General features: G+C 57.2%; 16 protein-coding genes. 9 read left to right on the forward strand and 7 right to left on the reverse strand.

Annotated elements, in window-relative coordinates; all coding sequences use genetic code 11:
• The first annotated feature begins 54 nt into the window (after positions 1 to 54).
• A complete protein-coding gene (locus ACOTXT_RS07430; RefSeq protein WP_045408257.1) occupies positions 55 to 951 on the forward strand; it encodes a LysR family transcriptional regulator in 897 nt (298 codons plus the stop codon).
• A gap of 7 nt (positions 952 to 958) precedes the next feature.
• Here the strand turns inward: ACOTXT_RS07430 and umuC are convergent, their stop codons facing one another.
• From umuC to ACOTXT_RS07445, 3 genes are all read right to left on the reverse strand, one after another.
• On the reverse strand, positions 959 to 2,221 hold the full coding sequence (gene umuC / locus ACOTXT_RS07435) for a translesion error-prone DNA polymerase V subunit UmuC (RefSeq protein WP_008500531.1): 1,263 nt from the start codon (positions 2,219 to 2,221) through the stop codon (positions 959 to 961).
• The gene (gene umuD, locus ACOTXT_RS07440; RefSeq protein ID WP_008500532.1) at positions 2,205 to 2,639 is read right to left on the reverse strand and encodes a translesion error-prone DNA polymerase V autoproteolytic subunit; all 435 of its coding nucleotides are present in this window, start codon (positions 2,637 to 2,639) and stop codon (positions 2,205 to 2,207) included. The genes umuC and umuD overlap by 17 nt, the downstream gene beginning before the upstream one ends.
• Positions 2,640 to 2,798: 159 nt before the next feature.
• The gene (locus ACOTXT_RS07445) at positions 2,799 to 3,665 is read right to left on the reverse strand and encodes an aldo/keto reductase family oxidoreductase (RefSeq protein ID WP_021241164.1); all 867 of its coding nucleotides are present in this window, start codon (positions 3,663 to 3,665) and stop codon (positions 2,799 to 2,801) included.
• Between the two features lie 143 nt (positions 3,666 to 3,808).
• Here ACOTXT_RS07445 and tcp point away from each other — a divergent pair, with 143 nt between their 5' ends.
• Positions 3,809 to 5,470: a methyl-accepting chemotaxis citrate transducer gene (gene tcp / locus ACOTXT_RS07450; protein ID WP_025911512.1), complete on the forward strand. Its 1,662-nt coding sequence runs from the start codon at positions 3,809 to 3,811 to the stop codon at positions 5,468 to 5,470.
• Between the two features lie 27 nt (positions 5,471 to 5,497).
• On the opposite strand, the gene smrA is transcribed toward tcp, so the two are convergent.
• Entirely contained in the window at positions 5,498 to 6,061 is a 564-nt protein-coding gene (smrA, locus tag ACOTXT_RS07455; protein ID WP_023292605.1) for a DNA endonuclease SmrA, read from the reverse strand.
• 356 nt (positions 6,062 to 6,417) lie between these two features.
• On the reverse strand, positions 6,418 to 7,329 hold the full coding sequence (locus ACOTXT_RS07460) for a LysR family transcriptional regulator (RefSeq protein ID WP_008500536.1): 912 nt from the start codon (positions 7,327 to 7,329) through the stop codon (positions 6,418 to 6,420).
• Positions 7,330 to 7,504: 175 nt separating this feature from the next.
• Here ACOTXT_RS07460 and ACOTXT_RS07465 point away from each other — a divergent pair, with 175 nt between their 5' ends.
• The 7 genes from ACOTXT_RS07465 to uspE all read left to right on the forward strand — a co-directional run bounded on the left by ACOTXT_RS07465 (position 7,505) and on the right by uspE (position 14,680).
• Positions 7,505 to 8,815 (forward strand): M20 family metallo-hydrolase, encoded by a 1,311-nt coding sequence (locus ACOTXT_RS07465; RefSeq protein WP_045336041.1) that lies wholly within the window; start codon positions 7,505 to 7,507, stop codon positions 8,813 to 8,815.
• Entirely contained in the window at positions 8,815 to 10,260 is a 1,446-nt protein-coding gene (locus tag ACOTXT_RS07470; RefSeq protein ID WP_055321171.1) for a M20 family metallopeptidase, read from the forward strand. Before ACOTXT_RS07465 ends, ACOTXT_RS07470 begins: the two co-directional genes overlap by 1 nt.
• 41 nt (positions 10,261 to 10,301) lie before the next feature.
• Positions 10,302 to 11,828, forward strand: a complete 1,527-nt coding sequence (abgT, locus tag ACOTXT_RS07475) for a p-aminobenzoyl-glutamate transporter (RefSeq protein WP_008500539.1) — start codon at positions 10,302 to 10,304, stop codon at positions 11,826 to 11,828.
• Between the two features lie 10 nt (positions 11,829 to 11,838).
• The gene (ogt, locus tag ACOTXT_RS07480) at positions 11,839 to 12,354 is read left to right on the forward strand and encodes a methylated-DNA--[protein]-cysteine S-methyltransferase (protein ID WP_021241159.1); all 516 of its coding nucleotides are present in this window, start codon (positions 11,839 to 11,841) and stop codon (positions 12,352 to 12,354) included.
• Between the two features lie 183 nt (positions 12,355 to 12,537).
• Positions 12,538 to 13,290 (forward strand): fumarate/nitrate reduction transcriptional regulator Fnr, encoded by a 753-nt coding sequence (fnr, locus tag ACOTXT_RS07485; protein ID WP_006174991.1) that lies wholly within the window; start codon positions 12,538 to 12,540, stop codon positions 13,288 to 13,290.
• A gap of 147 nt (positions 13,291 to 13,437) precedes the next feature.
• The gene (locus ACOTXT_RS07490) at positions 13,438 to 13,620 is read left to right on the forward strand and encodes a hypothetical protein (RefSeq protein ID WP_014883604.1); all 183 of its coding nucleotides are present in this window, start codon (positions 13,438 to 13,440) and stop codon (positions 13,618 to 13,620) included.
• Between the two features lie 109 nt (positions 13,621 to 13,729).
• Positions 13,730 to 14,680, forward strand: a complete 951-nt coding sequence (gene uspE / locus ACOTXT_RS07495) for a universal stress protein UspE (protein WP_008500542.1) — start codon at positions 13,730 to 13,732, stop codon at positions 14,678 to 14,680.
• A gap of 123 nt (positions 14,681 to 14,803) precedes the next feature.
• Here the strand turns inward: uspE and pntB are convergent, their stop codons facing one another.
• Complete coding sequence (gene pntB / locus ACOTXT_RS07500) at positions 14,804 to 16,192, reverse strand: Re/Si-specific NAD(P)(+) transhydrogenase subunit beta (protein ID WP_021241158.1); 1,389 nt, start codon at positions 16,190 to 16,192, stop codon at positions 14,804 to 14,806.
• A 10-nt stretch (positions 16,193 to 16,202) separates the two neighbouring features.
• Positions 16,203 to 17,732 (reverse strand): Re/Si-specific NAD(P)(+) transhydrogenase subunit alpha, encoded by a 1,530-nt coding sequence (pntA, locus tag ACOTXT_RS07505; RefSeq protein WP_021241157.1) that lies wholly within the window; start codon positions 17,730 to 17,732, stop codon positions 16,203 to 16,205.
• Positions 17,733 to 18,100: the final 368 nt, after the last annotated feature.

Consider the following 18,100-nt stretch of genomic DNA (forward strand, 5'->3'; position numbering starts at 1 on the left):
TTTTTTCTGGAGATATCCCATGAAACCGATGGCACTTATAAGCAAAATCATTAAATGAATAATAAGCTCAATGCCATTTCTACCTTTCTGCGCGTCGCTGAAGCGGGCTCGTTTTCAGCGGCTGCCCGTCAGACCGGTATTAAGCAGTCCGCCGTCAGTCAACAGATCGCGGCGCTTGAGGAAGAGCTTGGCGTGGTACTGCTGCACCGTACGACGCGTACGATGAAGCTGACCGAACAAGGGGAACGCTACCGGCGTGATATGCAGCTCGTGCTGGACGCCATGGGGGAAGCGGAGAGGCGTTTACATCCTGTCGATCATAGCGTTCAGGGACGCGTCCATGTCCAGTTGCCGAGCGGCCTGGGGCAGATCATTTTGCCGCATCTGCTGGCGCTACAGCGCCTGCATCCCGAACTGCAGCTGATGCTTTCCCTGGATGACCGCCTTGCCGATCTGGTGGCGGAGGGCGTGGATGTCGCGATACGGCTGAGCAGCGAGCCTCCGCAGGCGCACGCGGCTCGCGTGCTGGGGCGTATTGAAGCTGCACTGTTTGCCGCTCCCGGCTTTCAGGCGGTACACGCGGTCAGCGAACTGGCGACGCTCCCACACGTGCGGTTCAGCGGCATTCCGCTGGATGCTCCCCTGCGCCTGATGTCTGACGCGGAGACGGTCGAGGTCAACGTGAATACCGTTTTCCGTGCCAACACCAGCGACGCGCTGCTGCAGGCGCTGGAATCCGGCATGGGTATCGGCGGCATGCAGCGACCGCTCGTGGCCAGGGCTCTGCAGGCGGGCACGCTGGTACCGGTGCTGCCCGACTGGCGGTTACCCGATCGCTTCCTCTATGCCGTTTATCCTGATGCCCGCTTTATTCCGCAGCGCGTCAGAAAGGTCGTCAGCGTGATTGAGCAATTACTGCCTGAGATCGCGACCCACAACGCCACAAAATAACCGCCTTTTACCTCGCCACCGGTAAATCCGCGTACCGCGTCGTATAGGCCGGTGACAACATCTCTCGCTTCATCGCCCACGGTTTCTCAATCCCCTGCCCGGCGAACCATATCTTCCCTTTGCCGGAGTGATTGACGCTGTCGATCATCTCCATCAGCGCCGCGCTGTTGGCGCGCAGGCGATTGTCGTCAAACAGATTAAGCTGAGCGACGCCGCTGCTGAAAAAGTCCGCCAGCATGACCCCGGCCTTCATGTAGCGATACCCGTCGAGCCATATCCGCCCCAGCGCCTCCGTGGCGGCACGGATGATATCCCGCGAGTCATTGGTGGGCGTCATCAGGGTGACCGAAGCCTGATTACCGTAATAAATTTCGTTGTCCGCATGCGGGCTGGTGCGCACAAACACGCTGATAAAACGACAGTATTGATGCTCGCCGCGCAGTTTCTCTGCGGCGCGTTCCGCGTAGGCGCAAATCGCCTGGTGCATCTCTTCATATTGCGTAATGCGATGACCAAACGAACGGCTACAGATGATTTGCTGCTTCGTGGGGGTGTACTCTTCAAGGTCAAGACAGGGCTCACCGCGAAGCTCGCGCGCCGTACGCTCCAGCACCACGTTAAAATGTTTGCGAATGACCCACGAGGAGGCCTCCGCCAGCTCCAGCGCCGTGGTAATCCCCATCGCGTTCAGTTTTTTCGTGATGCGCCGCCCTACGCCCCATACCTCCTCTACCGGAACCTTTGCCAGCAGTTTACGCTGCCGCTCGCGGCCCGACAGATCGACCACGCCGCCGGTACTGGCCCACCGTTTCGCCGCATAGTTGGCCAGCTTTGCCAGCGTTTTTGTCGGGGCAATGCCGACGCCAACGGTTAAACCCGTGTTTTTAAAGACCTGCGTGCGCATCTGGTGTCCGAACGCGTCCAGCGACATGCAGTTACCGATCCCTGAAACGTTCACGAACGCCTCGTCAATCGAGTAAATTTCTATGGCCGGAGCCAGATCCGTCAGCGTCTGCATCACCCGACTGCTGAGGTCGGCATACAGCGCATAGTTCGAACTGAAGACGTAAACCCTCGCCGGAAAAAGCTTCTCTTTGAATTTAAAATAGGGCTCACCCATTTTTATGCCGAACTGCTTTGCCTCCCGCGAGAGTGAAATGATGCAGCCGTCGTTGTTGGACACCACCACGATGGGCTTCCCCTCCAGATCGGGGCGGAATACCTTCTCGCAGGAGGCATAGAAGCTGTTCACATCAACCAGCGCGAACATGTTTATGCGTTTTAAGCGTGTGGGTGACGACGCCGAAGATCTGTAGCTCCTCTTCGGACTGAAAGGTAATCGGCTGATAGCGGGCGTTATGTGGCAACAGCCTCAGCACCGGGCGCGTCTGTAGCTCTTTCACCGTAAACTCACCGGCGACCGACGCCACGACGATATCCCCATGTTCGGCATTTAACGAGCGGTCAACCACCAGCAGATCGCCGTCGCCAATCCCCGCGCCAATCATGGAGTCTCCACTCACCTTGATAAAATAGGTCGCACTGGGGTGCCTCACTGCCAGCCGGTTAAGATCGAGACGATCCTCCACATAATCCTGCGCCGGGCTGGGAAACCCACAGGCAACACGTTCTAAAAACAAAGGTAGTTCAATGATTTGTTTTGGTTGATAAGAAAAGAGAGTGTCCATGATGCCTTTCTCGCCACATACTGTATATAAATACAGTATTACGGATTATGGTCAGGGATCAAGGTCATTTCCGGAAGCGAACCCAAACGCGTTGAAGTGTCAGAAGATTTAAAACGCGCAAAGCCCGGAAGCACATGTCGGGCTTTGCGCCTGTGACGATCAGTCCATCAGCGTATTCAATGTTTCCAGCGCGTCAGGCGGCAGCTGCAGTTCCCCCGCCGCGAGGTTTTGCCGCAGATGCGCCACGGAAGAGGTGCCCGGGATCAGCAGGATATTCGGAGAACGCTGCAGCAGCCATGCCAGCGCAACCTGCATTGCCGTGACGCCCAGTGAATCCGCGACAGCCTTCAGCCCGGAAGATTGCAGCGGCGTAAAGCCGCCCAGTGGGAAAAACGGCACATACGCAATCCCCTGCTGCGCAAGCAGATCCACCAGCGCATCGTCACCCCGGTTCACAATGTTGTACATGTTCTGCACGCACACCACCTGCACCATCTTCTGCGCTTCCGCGACCTGGGTGGCCGTGACGTTGCTCAAACCAATATGCCGCACCAGCCCCTGCTGCTGTAATTCTGCCAGGGTGGAGAGCGGTTCAGCAATCGACCCTTCCGCTGGCCCGTGCGCGCTAAACATGATCCGCAGATTCACCACGTCCAGCACGTCCAGCTGCAGATTACGCAGGTTGTCATGCACCGCCTGCGTCAGCTCCTGCGCAGAAAAGGCCGGCAGCCACGCGCCTTTATCGTTGCGACGGGCGCCAATCTTGGTGACGATCGTCAGATCGTCCCGGTAAGGATGAAGCGCCTCGCGGATCAGCTGGTTGGTGACATGAGGGCCATAAAAATCACTGGTATCAATGTGGTTCACCCCCGCCGCCACGGCCTCGCGTAACACGTCCAGCGCGGCCTGCTTATCCTTCGGCGGCCCAAAGACGCCCGGCCCGGCCAGCTGCATCGCGCCGTAGCCCAGCCGTTTCACCGTCCGCGTCCCGAGCGCGTATGTCCCGCTTTTATCAATGCTGCTCATGTTGACCTTCCTCATAAAAATGATCCGGATTTACAACAGGTTCCCAAAAGGGCCCCTTAGTTAAGCGCGAGTTAATTAAAGTTTACATTCTCTACGACGATAGTAATGAAGTAACCCTGCATCTTCTCTAACGGACGACCGCTATGCTGAAAAATCTGCACGTGATTACCGGTATTATCTTTGCCCTCACCATATTCTGCCTGCTGCAAGTTGTCACGGGAGGGTTGTTCTACTCTGCCGTCAGTAACGATCGCCATAACTTCCAGAACTCCGGCGTGCTCAATGCCCAGCAGGAAAGCCTGAGCGACAGCGTGAACACGCTGGTGAAAACGCGCGTCACCGTCACCCGCGTGGCGATCCGCTACCTGAAAAACCAGCGTGACCCGGCTTCCCTGGCGGCGATCAATAAACTGCTGGGCACCGCAGGCGACTCGCTGGCAAAAGCCGAGGCCTATAACAAAGAGTGGCAGAAACTGCCGCAGGTTAAGGGCCAGGAGGCGGCATTGACCGACGAGATGCAGAAATCCTGGAACCAGATGCACGAAGTCATGCGTTTATCGATTGAATATCTGCGCGCCGACAACTATCAGGCCTATGGCGATCTGGATGCGCAGCAGGCGCAGGACGATATGGAAGCGGTCTATAACCGCTGGCGCGCCGAAAACAACACCCTGCTGAAGGCCGCAACCGAAGAGAACCAGAGCAGCTTCACGCAGATGCAGTGGACGCTGGCGGCAATTCTGCTGGCCGTTATCGCGGTTCTGGTGGTCATCTGGCAGGGTTTACAGCACCTGCTGTTAAAACCACTCCACTCCATTATGGACCATATTCGCGCCATTGCAGGGGGCGACCTGACGCAGGAGATCGCTATCTCGGGCCGCAATGAGATGGGTCAGCTGGCCGCCGGCCTGCATGAGATGCAGCAGTCGCTGGTGACCACCGTCAGCGCCGTACGCGGAAGTACCGATTCCATCTACACCGGCGCAGGCGAAATTGCCGCAGGAAGCAACGATCTTTCCGCCCGCACCGAGCAGCAGGCCGCCTCGCTCGAAGAGACCGCCGCCAGCATGGAAGAGCTGACCGCGACGGTTAAACAGAACTCCGATAACGCCCGTCAGGCCACGCTGCTGGCGAAAAACGCCTCTGAAACGGCCGCGCGCGGCGGTCACGTCGTGGATAACGTGGTTCGCACCATGAACGAGATCGCCGACAGTTCGCAGCAAATTGCGCATATTACCAGCGTGATTGACAGCATCGCGTTCCAGACGAACATTCTGGCGCTTAACGCCGCGGTGGAAGCGGCACGCGCCGGGGAACAGGGACGTGGTTTTGCGGTTGTCGCAGGCGAGGTCCGGACCCTGGCGAGCCGCAGCGCGCAGGCGGCGAAAGAGATCAAAGGGCTTATCGAGAACTCCGTCAGCCGCGTGAATACCGGTTCTGAGCAGGTTAGCGAGGCAGGCACCACCATGAAGGAAATCGTCGCCGCCGTGACCCGCGTGACCGATATCATGGGCGAGATTTCCTCTGCCTCTGACGAGCAGAGCCGCGGCATTGAACAGGTGAGCCTGGCCGTTTCGCAGATGGACAGCGTGACGCAGCAAAACGCCGCGCTGGTGCAGGAGTCCGCCACGGCGGCAGCGGCGCTGGAAGATCAGTCCGAACAGCTGCGCCAGGCGGTGGCCGCGTTTCGTCTGAACGGCAAAGAAAAAGCGGTAGCTCCACGTCCGGCCAGCGTGAAAACGCCTCAGCTGTTGCGCCCGGCAACCGCAAACGCCGCCACCGACAGCAACTGGGAAACCTTCTGAATCACCGGCGGGCGAGGAAATCGCCCGCTAGCGGCTGCGCTTGGCGTGCCGCTCCCAGTTCTCCTGTTTTGCTTCATCGGATTTACGCAGTGAAACGTAGCATGCCCCGCTGCCGCCGTGATGCGGCAGCGCCACGCAGAAGGCCTGCACTTCCTCGAACTCGGTTAACCAGCGTGCCAGATAGCTGCGCACCACATTAGGATGCGAGTTCTGCTCGCGCCCTTTTCCGTGAATGATAATCAGATTGCGTAACCCGTCACGTCCGGCCTGGCGAATAAAAGAATAGAGCATCTGACGGCAGCGTTCGGCGGGCTGACGCAGGAGGTTTAAGCTGGCCTGGCGGGCATATTTACCCGAGCGCAGCTTCTCGATAACGCCCTGCTGCACCCCTTCGCGCTGGAACGCCAGCGGTTCTTCCAGGGGAAGAAGGTCAAGAAAATCCAGCGTCAGGAAGTTATCCAGCTGTTCACTCTCCACCTCCTGGCGCGCCCGCGTATTGCGGCTGGGCTGCCAGTGAATATCCGGGCCACGCTTCAGCGGCTGGACATCTTCCATGGCGTCAAGAAAAAAGGATTTGTCGTCAGGGTTCATGGATATCCTCCGGCTACAACTGAGGACGGTACTATACCTGCGCCTGAGACTGGCCTCAATCACCGTTACAGGCCCTCATGCGCCGCAAATATTAACCTGATGAATATATATAGTATTTATAAAATGGATTTAAATATGACTTAACTAAAATTTCAGCAAAGATGAAATAAGTGATTTGTGTTAAATTTTCGTAAAATCAAACACTCGACATCCTTTCTTTTTGCGGAAAAGGTGTTATACCTAAATATACCTGCTTCATGGATATAATATTCAGGATTGGCGAAAGGACGCACTGCTGTGTGTACTGGAGGATCTGTCTGATGTCGGGCAGATCCTGTTTTTTTATTATCTCATTTTCACGCCGCGATTATTTTTCTCGCTTCCCGTCTGAACTGCGTAATTAATGATTCAGCCAGGGGCGTCTGACGTGAATCACGGCGCTGAATTAAATAATATGCTGCTTTTGGAAGCGATTCGACAACCGGTAGCATGACCAGACGGTGCGCCAGCAGCGGGTCACAGCCTAACTCCTGCGGCAATATGCTTAGAAAATCACTTTGTGCAACCAGGCTTATGCAGGAAGAAAAGGTTTCGCAGACCACACCAATTCGTGGTATTTGCGAGCGGTGGCTAAATACCTCTTCTAACTGCTTATAATAACTTCCCCGCGGCGTCGGCATTGTCCAGTTATAATGCAGGAGTTCGTTAATCGACGTTGCCCCCGTTGCCGGATGCCCTTCGCGACAAAATACCGCAAATGGCTTCTCAAAGAGTTTTTCAAACGTAAATTCCTGGTCGTAAGGTCCCTGATAATAAGTATTGATGGTGAAATCCAGCTCTCCCTGCCGTAATTCGTTGATCATCGACACCAGCTGCCCTTCCATTATCCGCACTTTGACCTGCGGATGTTGGGCATGAAAGCGGGTAATAACGGCGGGCATCAGGCTGCGCGAAACGCTGGCCCCCATCCCGATGTTGATCTGCCCGGCCTGTTCCCCCTGCCGCTGACGAATGTCATCCTGCGCCGCGCGCAGCTCTTCCAGAATTAGCCGGGCGCGCTGGTAAAAGCCCTCCCCACATTCGGTCAACGCCACGCCCTTACTTCTGCGCACGAAAAGCTGCGCCGCCATGCCCTCCTCCAGCTCTTTGATGGATTTGGTCAGCGCCGGCTGCGAAAGATTCAGCGTCCTGCTGGCACCGCGAATGCTGCCCTGACGTGCGACTTCAACAAACGCCCGGAGATGATGGAATTTAACCTGAAATGACATAGCCCGACCGATAACCGTTGTTTATCAGAGTAAAGAAACTGTCATCTACTTTACTGGAAAGGGATGTGCGAGGGTAATTCCTGAACGGTTAAAACTGTGAAAAATCGGTTAGTGATAAGTAAAAACTATCACAGCGTGAAGCAGTTCACATATTTTCATGATGACAGGAACAGATATGGACACACTGGCGCAGTACATCCAGACGTTAACCCCGCAGCTGAGCGCGTGGCGTCGCGATTTTCACCATTTTGCGGAATCCGGCTGGGTAGAGTTTCGTACCGCCGCGAAAGTTGCGGAGACCCTGAACTCGCTGGGTTACGAACTGGCGATGGGGCGTGACGTGGTCGATGCCGAAAGCCGGATGGGGCTGCCCGACGAGGCAACCCTGGCGCGAGAGTTTGCCCGCGCGCGGGCGCAAGGCGCGCCTGAAAAATGGCTGGCGCCGTTTGAAGGCGGCTTTACCGGCATTGTCGCCACCCTGAATACCGGCCGCCCTGGCCCAACCCTGGCGTTTCGCGTGGACATGGACGCCCTTGATTTAAGCGAAGCGCTCGACGACAGCCATCGCCCGTTCCGCGACGGGTTTGCCTCCTGCAATCCGGGCATGATGCACGCCTGCGCGCACGACGGCCACACCACCATTGGTCTGGGACTGGCACAGGTGCTTAAGCAGAATGAAGCCCGGCTCAACGGCACCATTAAGCTGATCTTCCAGCCTGCTGAAGAAGGCACGCGCGGCGCGCGCGCCATGGTTGCCGCCGGGGCGCTGGATGACGTGGACTATTTCACGGCCATTCATATTGGTACCGGCGTCCCTGCCGGTACGGTGATCTGCGGCAGCGATAACTTTATGGCCACCACCAAGTTCGACGTGAGCTTCACCGGCGTGGCCGCACACGCGGGCGGTAAGCCGGAGGACGGGCGTAACGCCCTGCTCGCCGCCGCGCAGGCCGCCCTCGCCCTGCACAGCATCGCTCCGCACAGCGACGGCGCATCCCGGGTGAACGTCGGCGTGATGCAGGCGGGCAGCGGGCGCAACGTGGTGCCCGCGAATGCCCTGATCAAAGTTGAAACCCGCGGCGAAAGCGAAGCGATTAATCAGTATGTCTTTGAACGCGCGCAGGCCGTCATTACCGGCGCGGCGGCGCTCTATGGCGTGAGCGCCGAGATGCGCCTGATGGGGGCTGCCACCTCCAGCGCGCCGACACCGGCGTGGGTGGATTATCTGCGCGAACAGGCGAGCCAGGTTTCCGGGGTTGTTCATGCCATCGATAAGGTGAAAGCGCCAGCGGGTTCCGAAGACGCCACGCTGATGATGGCCCGCGTGCAGCAGAACGGCGGCATGGCGTCCTATATGGTGTTTGGCACGGATTTGAGCGCCGGACATCACAACGAAAAATTCGACTTCGATGAGCAGGTCATGACTATCGCCATCGAAACGCTGGCGCGAACAGCGCTCAATTTCCCGTGGACGCGAGGTGTGTGATGCAGGAGAACTACGCTTTTATTGCCGATGCGATCGACACGCGATGTCGGACGTTAACCGATATTGCCGACGCGATCTGGGATCGTCCCGAAACCCGCTTTGAAGAGTTCTGGTCCGCCGAACGGCTGGCCAGCGCGCTGGAAGCTGAAGGCTTCACGCTGACCCGCGAGGCAGGCGGTATTCCCAATGCCTTTATCGCCAGCTTCGGCAGCGGAAAACCGGTTATCGCCCTGCTGGGCGAGTACGACGCGCTGGCCGGGTTAAGCCAGCAGGCACACTGCGCGACGGCGCAAACCGCCACGCCGGGGGCTAACGGCCACGGCTGCGGACATAATCTCTTAGGCACCGCAGCGCTTGCGGGCGCGGTGGCGGTGAAAAGCTGGCTGGAGCAGCACGGCGGCAGCGGAACGGTGCGTTTTTACGGCTGTCCCGGTGAAGAAGGCGGCTCCGGGAAAACCTTTATGGTGCGTGAAGGGCTGTTTGATGACGTCGATGCCGCCGTCACCTGGCACCCGGAAGCCTTTGCCGGGATGTTTAACGTCAGTACGCTGGCGAATATTCAGGCCGCCTGGCGTTTTCACGGCGTGGCGGCGCACGCGGCCAACTCCCCTCACCTGGGACGCAGCGCCCTGGACGCCGTGACGCTGATGACCACCGGCACCAACTTCCTTAACGAACACATCATCGAGAAAGCGCGCGTCCATTACGCCATTACCGACACCGGCGGGATTTCGCCCAACGTGGTGCAGGCGCAGGCCGAGGTGCTGTACCTGATCCGCGCCCCGGAGATGGCGGATGCGCAGCAGATCTACGAGCGCATCGAGAAAATCGCCCAGGGCGCGGCGCTGATGACCGAAACGACCGTCGAGTGTCGCTTTGATAAAGCCTGCTCCAGCTACCTGCCGAACCGCACGCTTGAGGCCGCGATGTATCGCGCCCTGCAGCACTACGGCACGCCGGAGTGGACCGACGAAGAGCGAGAGTTTGCCCGCGAGATCCGCGCCACGCTGACGCCCAACGATCTGCAAAATAGCCTGAAAAATATTGCCGCCACGGGTGGTGAAGCGGGTAAAGCCTTTGCCCGTCGTCATCAGGCGACGCTGCTGGTGGATGAAGTCGCGCCTTATGCCGTCACCGACAACGTGCTGGCAGGCTCAACCGACGTGGGTGACGTCAGCTGGAAAATGCCGGTCGCCCAGTGCTTCAGCCCCTGCTTTACCGTCGGCACGCCGCTGCATACCTGGCAACTGGTATCTCAGGGGCGAACCTCTATTGCCCACAAGGGCATGCTGCTGGCCGGGAAAGTGATGGGCGCGACCGCGCTGAATCTGCTGCAGGACGCGGCGCTGCTGAAAAAATGCCGTGAAGAGTTCGAACAACAACTAGAAGAAAAACCGTACGTGTGTCCGATCCCACGAGGCGTGACACCGTCACCTTTAAAATAAAAAAACACAACACAACAACACAACACTCCCGAGGAACGCCCATGAGTATGTCATCCATACCTTCGCATTCCCCATCCGGTAAGCTCTATGGCTGGGTTGAAAGGATCGGCAATAAAGTGCCGCACCCTTTCCTGCTTTTTATCTATCTGATTGTGATTTTGATGGTCGCCACCGCCGTGCTCTCCGCCTTTGACGTCAGCGTGCGCAGTCCGGCCGACGGCAGCCTGGTGGCGGTGAAAAATCTGCTGAGCATTGAAGGGCTGCACTGGTTTTTACCCAACGTGATTAAAAACTTCAGCGGCTTCGCCCCGCTCGGCGCCATTCTGGCGCTGGTGCTGGGCGCCGGGCTGGCTGAACGCGTCGGCCTGCTGCCCGCATTGATGGTGAAGATGGCTTCTCACGTCAGCGCGCGCTACGCCAGCTACATGGTGCTGTTTATCGCCTTCTTCAGCCATATCTCCTCCGACGCCGCGCTGGTGATCATGCCGCCGATGGGGGCGCTGATCTTCCTCGCCGTCGGGCGCCACCCCGTGGCGGGCCTGCTGTCCGCGATTGCGGGGGTGGGCTGCGGTTTTACCGCTAACCTGCTGATCGTCACTACCGACGTGCTGCTCTCGGGCATCAGTACGGAGGCGGCGAAAACCATTGATGCGGCCATGCACGTCAGCGTGATCGACAACTGGTACTTTATGGCAAGCTCGGTCATTCTCCTGACGATTGTCGGCGGGCTGATTACCGATAAGATCGTCGAGCCGCGCCTGGGCAAGTGGGAAGGCCGTAGCGATGAAAAGCTGGAGACGCTGAGCGAAGCGCAGCGCTTCGGCCTGCGCGTGGCGGGGATTGTCTCGCTGGCGTTTATCGCCGCGGTGGCGCTGATGGTGGTGCCGGAAAACGGCATATTGCGCGATCCGGTTAAACATACGGTCCTGCCCTCGCCGTTTATCCAGGGCATCGTGCCGTTGATTATCCTCTTCTTCTTTGTTGTTTCGCTCGCCTACGGTATCGCCACCGGCAAAATCCGCCGCCAGGGTGACCTGCCGCAGCTGATGATCGAGCCGATGAAAGAGATGGCGGGCTTTATCGTGATGGTGTTCCCGCTGGCCCAGTTCGTGGCGATGTTTAACTGGAGCAACATGGGCAAGTTTATGGCCGTGGGCCTCACCGACGCGCTGGAGGCTGCCGGGCTAAGCGGCGTACCGGCGTTTGTCGGTCTGGCGCTGCTGTCATCCCTGCTGTGCATGTTTATCGCGAGCGGCTCCGCCATCTGGTCGATTCTGGCCCCGATCTTCGTGCCGATGTTTATGATGCTGGGGTTCCACCCGGCTTTCGCGCAAATCCTGTTCCGCATCGCGGACTCTTCGGTTATCCCGCTGGCGCCGGTTTCGCCGTTTGTTCCGCTGTTTTTAGGCTTCCTGCAGCGCTATAAACCCGAGGCCAAACTGGGTACCTACTATTCGCTGGTTTTACCCTACCCGCTTATCTTTTTAGGGGTATGGCTGGTGATGCTGGTGGCGTGGTATCTTGTCGGCCTGCCGATTGGGCCGGGGATCTACCCGAGGCTGAACTAAGGGAATGAGGATGCTGAGATTACTCGAAGACAAGATTGCGACGCCGCTTGGGCCGCTGTGGGTGATCGCGGACGAGCAGTTTTGCCTGCGCGCCGTTGAGTGGGAAGAGCACAGCGACCGCATGGAAGAACTGCTTGCGATTCACTACCGCGCCCAGGGGTATGAACGTATCCGCGCCACCAATCCGGGTGGACTGAGCGACAAGCTTGCGGCGTACTTCGAAGGCGATCTCAGCATCATCGACACGCTGCCCACCGCCACGGCGGGCACCCCTTTTCAGCGCGAAGTGTGGCAGGCGCTGCGGGCCATTCCCTGCGGGCAGGTGATGCATTACGGCCAGCTCGCGGAGCAGTTAGGTCGCGCTGGGGCCGCACGCGCCGTAGGTGCCGCGAACGGCTCTAACCCGGTCAGCATCGTGGTGCCCTGCCATCGCGTTATTGGCCGCAACGGCACCCTGACCGGCTATGCCGGTGGCGTGCAGCGAAAAGAGTGGTTGCTGCGTCACGAAGGGTATCTCTTACTCTAGTTCCCAGGCTTTTTGTGCTTAATTTTCTTCCGGTTAGGCTAAAAATCCATAATCAAGCTGTGGAATTTCAAGAAGATGGCGACACATTGCCGTCTCTTGTCCTTATTGAGGGTTTGTCAGGCTTACGTACTTACCAAAAAGATGTTAAAATTGACCAATATCAATTAAGGCTTGAGCAAACCTATGATCCCGGAAAAGCGAATTATACGACGCATTCAGTCTGGCGGTTGTGCTATCCATTGCCAGGATTGCAGCATCAGCCAGCTCTGTATCCCGTTTACCCTGAATGAGCATGAACTCGATCAGCTTGATAATATTATCGAGCGTAAAAAGCCTATTCAGAAAGGGCAGACGCTGTTTAAAGCGGGAGACGAACTGAAATCGCTCTATGCTATCCGTTCTGGCACCATCAAGAGCTACACCATCACCGAACAGGGCGATGAGCAGATCACCGGCTTCCATCTGGCGGGTGACCTGGTAGGCTTTGATGCCATCGGTACGGGCCACCACCCGAGCTTTGCTCAGGCACTCGAAACCTCGATGGTTTGCGAAATTCCGTTTGAAACCCTGGACGATCTGTCCGGCAAGATGCCTAACCTGCGTCAGCAGATGATGCGTCTGATGAGCGGTGAGATCAAAGGCGATCAGGACATGATTCTGCTGCTTTCTAAAAAGAATGCAGAAGAGCGCCTGGCCGCGTTTATCTACAACCTCTCCCGCCGCTTCGCCGAGCGTGGCTTCTCGCCGCGTGAATTCCGTCTGACCATGACGCGTGGCGATATCGGTAACTACCTGGGTCTGACCGTGGAAACCATCAGCCGTCTGCTGGGTCGTTTCCAGAAAAGCGGGATGCTGGCCGTTAAGGGTAAATACATCACTATCGAAAACGGTGAAGCGCTGGCCGTTCTTGCCGGGCACGCCCGCAACGTGGCGTAAACGCCATACGTATACTGCCAGACCGATAAATTTTCCTGATTTATGGGTCTGGCCTGTTACCCCGTCTTATATCTGCCCTTTTCACCGTAGCACGTCCCCACACAGCACCCAAAAGGGTCTCGTTGAGGTTATGAATTGAGAGAAAGTTTGTTTTTCGTTTCAGTCGTGATTGCCTCAGTGACCTTTATCTTCATCTGGATCATGCTTGTCGGCCCAATGAAGGGGGAGGAAAAAACCTACGTTCAGGACTCCACGACCTTTGCGATAGCGGTGATGGTGCTGCTGTTTATTGCGTTTATCGCGGTAACGACCACTGTGCTTTTCCTCTGATAAATTTTCATGAATTATTGATCTGGCAAAAGCTCTCCTCTGTTTCATTCAGGATATATAGGTTACTCTTTTAATTACAGACTGTGGTGACAGTAGTAAGGAGACCTGTATGGCCAAGTATCAAAACATGCTGGTAGCAATCGATCCGAATCAGGACGATCAGCCGGCATTACGACGTGCTGTGTATTTACATCAACGGATTGGTGGCAAAATCAAAGCGTTTTTGCCGATCTATGACTTCTCGTATGAGATGACCACCCTTCTGTCGCCTGACGAGCGCACCGCTATGCGTCAGGGCGTCATCAGCCAGCGTACCGCGTGGATCCGCGAACAGGCGAAGTATTACCTGGAAGCGGGCGTGCCCATTGATATTAAAGTGGTCTGGCACAACCGACCTTTCGAAGCCATCATTCAGGAAGTCGTTGCCGGTGGGCACGATCTGCTGCTGAAGATGGCGCACCAGCACGACAAGCTGGAATCCGTGATCTTCACCCCGACCGACTGGCACTTGCTGCGTAAATGCCCTTGCCCGGTCTGGATGGTGAAAGACCAGCCGTGGCCTGAAGGCGGGAAAGCCGTTGTGGCGGTAAACCTCGCCAGCGAAGAGGATTACCATAACTCGCTGAACGAGAAGCTGGTGAAGGAGACCCTCCAGCTTGCCGACCAGGTCAACCACACCGAAGTGCATCTGGTAGGTGCCTATCCGGTTACCCCGATTAACATCGCCATTGAGCTGCCGGAATTTGACCCGAGCGTGTATAACGACGCCATCCGCGGTCAGCACCTGCTGGCCATGAAAGCGCTGCGCCAGAAATTCAGCATCGATGAGAAAATGACCCACGTGGAAAAAGGGCTGCCTGAAGAGGTGATCCCGGACCTGGCTGAACACCTGCAGGCGGGGATTGTCGTGCTGGGTACCATTGGACGTACCGGTATTTCTGCCGCCTTCCTCGGCAACACCGCCGAGCAGGTGATCGACCATCTGCGCTGCGACCTGCTGGTTATCAAGCCGGATGAGTACCAGACGCCGGTTGAGCTTGACGATCCGGAAGACGATTGACCCGCAAGATGAAAAAAAACCGTCGGCGAACCGGCGGTTTTTTTTTGCCGGGTGGCGGCTACGCCTTACCCGGCCTACGGGTTTGGTAGGCCCGGTAAGCTTGCGCCACCGGGCTTTACCCTGTCAGAGCGCTTTCAGAATCGCATCCACGCTGGCTTTGGCATCGCCAAACAGCATGTGGGTGTTCTCTTTGAAGAACAGCGGGTTCTGCACCCCGGCATAGCCGGTATTCATTGAGCGCTTAAACACGATCACGTTCTGCGCCTTCCACACTTCCAGAACCGGCATCCCGGCGATTGGGCTACGCGGATCGTCCTGCGCCGCCGGGTTAACGGTGTCGTTAGCCCCAATGACCAGCACGGTGTCGGTGTCGGCGAAATCATCGTTGATCTCGTCCATCTCCAGCACGATGTCGTAAGGCACTTTCGCTTCCGCCAGCAGCACGTTCATGTGGCCTGGCAGACGCCCCGCCACCGGGTGAATACCAAAACGCACCTTGATGCCGCGCGCGCGTAGCTTCTCGGTGATTTCCGCGACCGGATACTGCGCCTGTGCCACCGCCATGCCGTAGCCCGGGGTGATAATGACCGAGTGCGAGTTTTTGAGCATCTCGGCGGTATCTTCCGCGCTGATCTCACGGTGCTCACCCACTTCCTCATCGGAGCCGGTAGACGAGCCGTCAGAACCAAAGCCACCGGCGATGACGCTGATGAACGAGCGGTTCATCGCCTTACACATGATGTAAGACAGGATCGCACCCGAAGAACCCACCAGCGCACCGGTGACGATCAGCAGGTCGTTGCTCAGCATAAAGCCCGCCGCCGCCGCCGCCCAACCGGAGTAGGAGTTCAGCATGGAGACCACCACCGGCATATCCGCACCACCGATGGACGCCACCAGGTGCCAGCCAAACGCCAGTGCAATAATGGTCATCACCAGCAACGCCAGCACCTGCAGACCGACGCTTTCGGTACGCACGAAGACCACCAGCAGCACAAACGATACCACCAGCGCCGCCAGGTTCAGCTTATGGCGGTTTGGCAGCATCAGCGGCTTAGAGGAGATCTTCCCGCGCAGCTTGCCGAACGCGACAATGGAGCCGGTGAAGGTGACCGCACCGATGAAGATACCGAGGAACACTTCCGTCAGGTGAATATTCACCAGAATCGGTTCCAGACCTGGCGTGTGGTACAGGTAGCTGTTGAAGCCCACCAGCACCGCGGCCAGACCCACAAAGCTGTGCAGAATCGCCACCAGCTCCGGCATCTCGGTCATTTCAACGCGTTTCGCCAGGCGAATACCAATCGCACCGCCGATGATCATCGCCACCAGGATCCACGCCACGTTGCCGGTGTCCGGCCCGAAGATGGTGGCAATCAGCGCAATCGCCATCCCGGCGATACCAAAGTTATTCCCCTGCTGAGACGTTTCGTGTTTGGAAAGCCCCGCCAGACTGAAAATAAACAGGATTGCAGCAACAATGTATGCGGCTGTCACTAATCCTCCAGACATATGCTACCCCTTAGCCTTTACGAAACATTTTCAGCATGCGCTGAGTCACGGTGAAACCACCGAAAATATTGATACTGGCGATCAGCACCGCGATAAAGCTCAGGAAGCTGATCCAGCCGCCGTGGCCAATCTGCAGTAACGCCCCCACCACGATGATCCCGGAGATGGCGTTGGTTACCGACATCAGCGGCGTATGCAGCGCATGGGAGACGTTCCACACCACGTAGTAGCCCACGACGCAGGAGAGCGCGAAGACGGTAAAGTGGCCGAGGAACTCTTTCGGCGCGACGTCAGCCAGCCAGCCGAACAGAATAATCACCAGCGCCATGATCGCGTATTTGCGCCACGGGGAAGCCGGTTTGGCAGGTTCTTTTGGCTCAGGCGCCGCTTTAGGCGCTGCCTGAGGCTGGGCCGAAACCTGAATCGGTGGCGCAGGCCAGGTAATTTCACCTTCACGCACCACGGTCACACCGCGCACCACCACGTCGTCAAAATCGACGGTGATGTTGCCGTCTTTCTCTTTGCAAAGCAGCTTCAGCAGGTTGACGAGGTTGGTGCCGTACAGCTGAGACGATTGCGTCGGCAGGCGACCCGGCAGATCGGTATAGCCGATCACCTTCACGCCGTTTGCGGTCGTGGTCACCTGATTTGCTACGGTATATTCGCAGTTGCCGCCGTTTTGCGCGGCCAGGTCGACAATCACGCTGCCCGGCTTCATGGAGTCCACCATCTCACGGGTAATCAGCTTCGGCGCCGGTTTACCCGGGATAAGCGCGGTGGTCACAATGATGTCGACATCTTTCGCCTGCGCGGCGAAGAGTTCCATTTCGGCTTTGATAAAGGCTTCGGACATCACCTTCGCATAACCATCACCGCTGCCCGCTTCTTCCTTGAAGTCCAGCTCAAGGAATTCGGCCCCCATACTCTGGACCTGTTCTTTCACCTCAGGACGGGTATCAAACGCGCGAACGATAGCGCCCAGGCTGTTTGCCGCACCGATGGCTGCAAGTCCCGCCACGCCCGCGCCAATCACCATCACCTTCGCCGGAGGGACTTTACCCGCCGCGGTGATCTGACCGGTAAAGAAGCGACCAAATTCGTGGGCCGCTTCAACAATGGCGCGGTAGCCCGCAATGTTTGCCATCGAACTTAAGGCGTCCAGCGACTGGGCGCGCGAAATACGCGGCACGGAGTCCATCGCCATCACGGTGACGCCGCGCGCGGCCAGTTTTTCCATCAGCTCAGGATTTTGCGCAGGCCAGATAAAGCTCACTAGCGTGGTGCCCGGATTCAGCAGCGCAATCTCACTCTCTTCCGGTGCGTTGACCTTCAGAATAACCGGCGACTGCCACACGTCGGCACTGTCCACCACTTCCGCGCCAGCCTGAATAAAGGCCTCGTCATCGAAACTCGCCAGTTTGCCCGCGCCGCTTTCAACTGCGACGGTAAAACCCAGCTTAAGCAGTTGCTCCACCGTTTTCGGTGTTGCCGCTACGCGGGTTTCATTGGCTAACCGTTCTTTTGGTACCCCAATACGCATAGTTTTCCCTTCCATCGGTTTTTGATGATGGTTTAACGATAAGTGCCCGCGGTTTGTATCATTTTTCGCCATCACGCAAGCAATGAGACACAATTCACCCCGGAAAATAAAACAGTAACAAACTGTCTATAACCTACTGAAAATAGCGGCCGTGATCTACCGCCAGAAAACACTATTTCTTACTTTATCTGTGAAAAATAAGCGATCGGCGTCACTGACAGTGATATTTACCTTAAATTCATCGCCAGAACCGATAATTCGCGCAAGCGAAGCGGTAAAAACATGATATAGCGCCATAAGAGAACAACTTATTAACATTAAATTAACTTGTAAAAGTCATAAGCTTTATCAGTTTTACTTGTCAAACG

Origin of the sequence: Enterobacter cloacae complex sp. IR5422, from assembly GCF_049238165.1 — a bacterium.
In the GTDB taxonomy this organism is placed as follows: Bacteria; Pseudomonadota; Gammaproteobacteria; order Enterobacterales; family Enterobacteriaceae; genus Enterobacter; species Enterobacter roggenkampii.

Excerpts from the sequence above, each read along its gene's own strand:
- ACOTXT_RS07430 (WP_045408257.1), top strand. The coding sequence starts at position 55 with ATGAATAATAAGCTCAATGCCATTTCTACCTTTCTGCGCGTCGCTGAA.
- umuC (WP_008500531.1), bottom strand. The coding sequence starts at position 2,221 with ATGTTCGCGCTGGTTGATGTGAACAGCTTCTATGCCTCCTGCGAGAAG.
- umuD (WP_008500532.1), bottom strand. The coding sequence starts at position 2,639 with ATGGACACTCTCTTTTCTTATCAACCAAAACAAATCATTGAACTACCT.
- ACOTXT_RS07445 (WP_021241164.1), bottom strand. The coding sequence starts at position 3,665 with ATGAGCAGCATTGATAAAAGCGGGACATACGCGCTCGGGACGCGGACG.
- tcp (WP_025911512.1), top strand. The coding sequence starts at position 3,809 with ATGCTGAAAAATCTGCACGTGATTACCGGTATTATCTTTGCCCTCACC.
- smrA (WP_023292605.1), bottom strand. The coding sequence starts at position 6,061 with ATGAACCCTGACGACAAATCCTTTTTTCTTGACGCCATGGAAGATGTC.
- ACOTXT_RS07460 (WP_008500536.1), bottom strand. The coding sequence starts at position 7,329 with ATGTCATTTCAGGTTAAATTCCATCATCTCCGGGCGTTTGTTGAAGTC.
- ACOTXT_RS07465 (WP_045336041.1), top strand. The coding sequence starts at position 7,505 with ATGGACACACTGGCGCAGTACATCCAGACGTTAACCCCGCAGCTGAGC.
- ACOTXT_RS07470 (WP_055321171.1), top strand. The coding sequence starts at position 8,815 with ATGCAGGAGAACTACGCTTTTATTGCCGATGCGATCGACACGCGATGT.
- abgT (WP_008500539.1), top strand. The coding sequence starts at position 10,302 with ATGAGTATGTCATCCATACCTTCGCATTCCCCATCCGGTAAGCTCTAT.
- ogt (WP_021241159.1), top strand. The coding sequence starts at position 11,839 with ATGCTGAGATTACTCGAAGACAAGATTGCGACGCCGCTTGGGCCGCTG.
- fnr (WP_006174991.1), top strand. The coding sequence starts at position 12,538 with ATGATCCCGGAAAAGCGAATTATACGACGCATTCAGTCTGGCGGTTGT.
- uspE (WP_008500542.1), top strand. The coding sequence starts at position 13,730 with ATGGCCAAGTATCAAAACATGCTGGTAGCAATCGATCCGAATCAGGAC.
- pntB (WP_021241158.1), bottom strand. The coding sequence starts at position 16,192 with ATGTCTGGAGGATTAGTGACAGCCGCATACATTGTTGCTGCAATCCTG.
- pntA (WP_021241157.1), bottom strand. The coding sequence starts at position 17,732 with ATGCGTATTGGGGTACCAAAAGAACGGTTAGCCAATGAAACCCGCGTA.